Source organism: Microbulbifer sp. 2205BS26-8 (assembly GCF_030731025.1).
GTDB classification, from domain to species: Bacteria; Pseudomonadota; Gammaproteobacteria; order Pseudomonadales; family Cellvibrionaceae; genus Microbulbifer; species Microbulbifer spongiae.
In genome coordinates this window covers 1-4,640 of record NZ_JAVAMR010000085.1, presented here as the reverse complement: position 1 = coordinate 4,640, position 4,640 = coordinate 1, and the positions used below count along the sequence as shown (strand labels likewise).

Here is a 4,640-nt window from a genome sequence, read left to right as displayed (position 1 = left end):
TCTATATAAATCCATAGGAAAATTAAAAAATTTGAAAAGTGTGCGATTTTAAAGAATAATTTGAGGATGCATCTATTACAGGTTTCAGACTGATTCTGCAGAGGGCATTGGTATTGCTGCGCTACTAGCGTATCTGTGAGCATATGTAGGGAGGAAGAATGAAATGTGATGGTTTTAAGGGTTTGCCGGAAAGAAGTCCTGGTGAATAAGATTTTTTAAGTGCTGGTACTTTTTTCTATTTTTTATTTAAATCTTGATGTTTTGGTTTTGGAGAAAAATATCCAATATTTTGTTGTGGAGGAGGGAGAAAATCCCTCTACAGATTATTTTGTGCTTCCCTACTTGCATAAAAATAAAATACAATTCGAGCGTGTATCGTTTGGCCAGATTCCTCCAAAAGAAAAACTTAAAGGGGCAACCATTCTTTTTGTGCGCTATGTGCCCCCAGCTTGGAAGGCTGTGATCGAAAAATATCGGAGTTCTATTTCCGCAATTTACCTTTTTATGGACGATGATCTGTTAAGCTGGCGATCCTTTGGCGACATGCCGTTGCGATACCAGGCCAAACTCCTGCGTTATAGTTGGTTAAATCAGCGGTGGCTGCGATCTATAGGTGCTAAACTGCTGGTGTCTACCCCCTGGCTACAACAGAAATATACAGAATGGGAACCAATCCTGCTGAAGGCACAGCCTATTAATTTCGAAGTCGATGAACCGCAGACTGTTTTTTACCATGGTTCTGCTTCACACTATAAAGATCTGTGCTGGCTATATCCGATCATTGAGGAATCCTTACAAAGAAACCAAAATATGATTTTTGAGGTCATAGGTGACAAAAGGGTTAATAAGCTCTTTCGCAGTTTGTCCAGGGTCCAAGTACTGTATCCAATGAGGTGGCCGGCATACCGGTCTTTAATTCGGCGGCCTGGCCGCCATATAGGTTTGGCACCCTTGCTTGATACCCCTTTCAACCGGGCAAGATCACACACCAAGTTTTTTGATATTACCCAGGCGGGCGCCGTAGGAATATACACAGAAGGTTCTGTTTATGCCACAGTGGTCAGGCATGAGGAAAATGGTTTGTTATTACCAATGGAACCAGAGGTCTGGGTAGAAGCCATATTACGCTTGGCAGAAGATCAAAGCTTGCGTCAGCGTATGTTAGAGGAGGCACGACAGTGCCTGTAGTTGGTTATTGCTCCCTCGGCTTGCGTCGTTTGAAAAATCTGGATCAGTTTCTCAGGGCACAGTGCCGCTATATCCCCTTTTACCCTGGTAATGAAATAACCCATATGGTTGGTTGGGGGCTCAAGGATACTGCAATTAAAGCGAAAAAAATCGCCAATAAATATCATTTGCCTTATATCTGTATTGAGGATGGATTTTTACGTTCTTTGGGGCTTGGTGTTGAAGGTTCATTGCCCCATAGCCTCGTAGTGGATAATACGGGAATATATTATGATGCCACACAAGCCAGTGACCTGGAAAACCTTATCAAAGAGGCGGATTTTAGCCAAGAAGATATTAAGAGAGCGAATAGGGGAATAGAGCTTCTCAAGCATTATCGCCTGTCAAAGTATAATAACTCTGCAGATTTACCCGTAAGCTGGGCCAGCAAACAGAAGCGTGTGCTGGTGGTGGACCAAACATATAATGATATCTCTGTACAAGCTGGCTATGGCTCCAGGCAACAGTTTTATACCATGTTGGATTCCGCAATACGGGAAAATCCGCATGCAGAAATTTGTGTAAAGATACACCCGGATGTAATTGCAGGTAAAAAAAAGGGATATTTACTCGGCCAGGCTCACAAGCAGGGTTGTCGCGTAATTACAGAAGATATTTCCCCCTGGGCATTATTTGATGATATAGAAAAAGTTTATGTCGTCACTAGCCAGTTGGGATTCGATGCATTGATTGCCGGAAAGGAAGTGCACTGCTTTGGTATTCCCTTTTATGCGGGATGGGGATTAACCAAAGACCGTCAAAAATTGAACCGTCGAAATGTCTCACGTTCCCTGGCTCAGGTTTTTTTTGCAGCCTATTATCTCTATTGCCGCTATATCAACCCTTATACTGGCCGCTCTTGCAAATTTGAGGATACTGTCCGTTTAATTACTGAGCAAAAACGCACACTCTCCCATTTGAATGGACGTTGGGTAGGGGTAGGTTTCTCATCCTGGAAGCGGCGGTTTATTGCTGATTTTTTGGGACGACGTAAAAACATACAGTTTATAAGTAATTTTCAGAAAATACACAAGGCCACTGAGGGCGTGAATGCGCTTGTATGGGCCAGCAGTGTTACGGAAGAATTACGCAACAACTGTGAGAAGTCTGGATTAAACCTCTGGCAGGCTGAAGATGGGTTTCTACGCTCAGTTGGTCTGGGTGCAGATCTGGTTGCTCCTATATCGTTGGTATTTGATGCAAGGGGGATTTACTTTGATGCCCACTGTTCCAGTGATTTAGAGATATTGTTGAATAAAAAAGAATTCTCTCTTACGCTAATTAATCGTGCTAAAAAATTACAAAAAATGATTCTTGAAAAGGGTATCAGTAAATATAACGTTGGAAGCTCTGGTGGGTTGGATTCTTTTAGTTTTCCCCGAGATCGAAAAATCATACTGGTACCAGGGCAGGTTGAGAGTGATGCATCGATTGCTTTTGGATCACCGAGCATAAAAAGCAATCAATCTCTGTTGAAAAAGGTCAGATCTGAAAACCCCGATGCCTATATACTCTACAAGCCCCACCCAGATGTTGAAGTAGGAGCTCGTTTGGGAGCACTGCAGCCTGACTCAGAGGCAGTTTATGATCGCTTGATTCAAAATATCGAAATGTCTGTATTGCTCAAGCAGGTAAATGAAGTTCATACATTGAGTTCTTTGACAGGTTTTGAGGCATTATTGCGTGGTCTGAAAGTAGTGACCTATGGATTGCCTTTTTATGCAGGCTGGGGCCTAACAGACGATAAACTCCTTACTGGTGAAGTCTTGGCTGACATTGATCTTGAAGCCTTCAAAGCCAGAAGAATTCGAAGGCTGACTTTGGATGAACTAATCGCCGGAACCCTGATTCTCTATCCATTTTATATAGATCCCTCTTCGGGAGAATATATTGATGTAGAGACAGCGGTAGAGCTGCTGGATAATAACAGGAATACAACAGGTCCAGCCGGAGTTGTTCAGAAAATCTATCGTTGGTACCGGAATAAATATCTTTTTAAATAGGGATTTATTCCTGATTTCAGCTTATGTCGATAAAGAGTGGTGAGGGTATAAGTTAACTTTCTTTATGTGAATTTTTTATAACTTCCCTATAAAAAATACTGGTGTGGAATTTTACTATATTTATCCTGGGATGAAGGGTTTATGCGAATTCGTAATTTCATAGATTTGGTCTGGAAATTGCCAAAATGGGTTTTTGAAATTTTTAGTTGGGGTAAAAGCTTTAAGAACAATCCACTTATAGGGAGCTATTGGTTAAATCGTTGTGGATTGCATGTAATCAGGGTCGTAGTGGCCCATCTGCTGTTCAGGTTGCGCCTTTTACTCTTGTCCCCATTGGTGCCTGAAAAAGATAGAAAAGACTTTCTTGAAAAAGGGTTTATCCTGAAAAAGAATTTTTTACCGGAGGCGCAGTTCACTAACCTTTCTGTTGAACTCAATAGCTATAAGGGGATGATACGCGAAGTTGTTGAGGGGACAACTTTGACGCAGCGTGTTTTTATGGATTACGCCAGCAGACTACAGGCACCGGAATTTTGTCAGCTAGCGGACAATCCCTATCTTGATAGGTTGATGCGCTACAGCTCCTCTAAAAATCGTCCCCCCTTTTTTTTCATAGAAAATCTATGCAATCATGCCAATGTAACGCCCCGCCCTGATCCACAGCGGGATATGCATGCCGATACATTCCACCCCTGTGTGAAAGCCTGGTTGTATATTGACGGCACCGACGACCAAAACGGGCCCTATATTTATGTACCAGGCTCTCATCGCCTTTCCTGGGGGCGTTTAAAGTGGGAATACAGGCAGAGCCTGAAGGCATGTCAAAAAGGCGCACTTCGCGACAAGGGAAGATATTGGGATGGGTCATTTCGGGTCAGTGATCTTGAACTTGCTAAGATGGGGCTGTCGGTTGAGAAACTGTGTGTGCCTCCCAACACGCTTGTAATAGCCAATGTGTTCGGGTTTCATCGCCGTGGTGAGGCCAGTGCGAAATCCAACCGAATGACAATCTGGATGCAGGCACGGGATAACCCCTTCAACCCACTGTTTACCCCTTGTCCAAAATACACGGGAAGGTTGTTTGAATGGGGTTGGGGAAAGGTTTTACAAAGATTGGACAAGCGCAAAATTGCCAGTGGAGAGCTAAATACTTTCTTTGGAAGATTTACACGGATCCAAGACTCAGTTTAAGACCCATAAAAATAAAATGCACTCATGGGCAAAACGGTATTATATGATTTCAAACTAAAAAATAATAATCAATGCACGCACTTTGATTGGCCTGGCAAATCTATTATTTGTGAAATGATTCCTTGAATGCAGGTTTACAGCAGGCATGGGTTTTTGTGATTGACCGACATATAGAACGTTTTGAAGCAGTCGCTATAGAAGTAATTCACCTGTATATAG

The 4,640-nt window shown here is 42.6% G+C and carries 3 protein-coding genes; all 3 read left to right on the top strand.

The window, feature by feature from the left end:
• Positions 1-219: 219 nt before the first annotated feature.
• The gene (locus Q5Y71_RS16320) at positions 220-1,188 is read left to right on the top strand and encodes a glycosyltransferase family 1 protein (protein ID WP_306043147.1); all 969 of its coding nucleotides are present in this window, start codon (positions 220-222) and stop codon (positions 1,186-1,188) included.
• On the top strand, positions 1,179-3,230 hold the full coding sequence (locus Q5Y71_RS16315; protein WP_306043146.1) for a capsular polysaccharide biosynthesis protein: 2,052 nt from the start codon (positions 1,179-1,181) through the stop codon (positions 3,228-3,230). Before Q5Y71_RS16320 ends, Q5Y71_RS16315 begins: the two co-directional genes overlap by 10 nt.
• 141 nt (positions 3,231-3,371) lie before the next feature.
• Positions 3,372-4,421 (top strand): phytanoyl-CoA dioxygenase family protein, encoded by a 1,050-nt coding sequence (locus Q5Y71_RS16310; RefSeq protein ID WP_306043145.1) that lies wholly within the window; start codon positions 3,372-3,374, stop codon positions 4,419-4,421.
• The last annotated feature ends 219 nt before the right edge of the window (positions 4,422-4,640 follow it).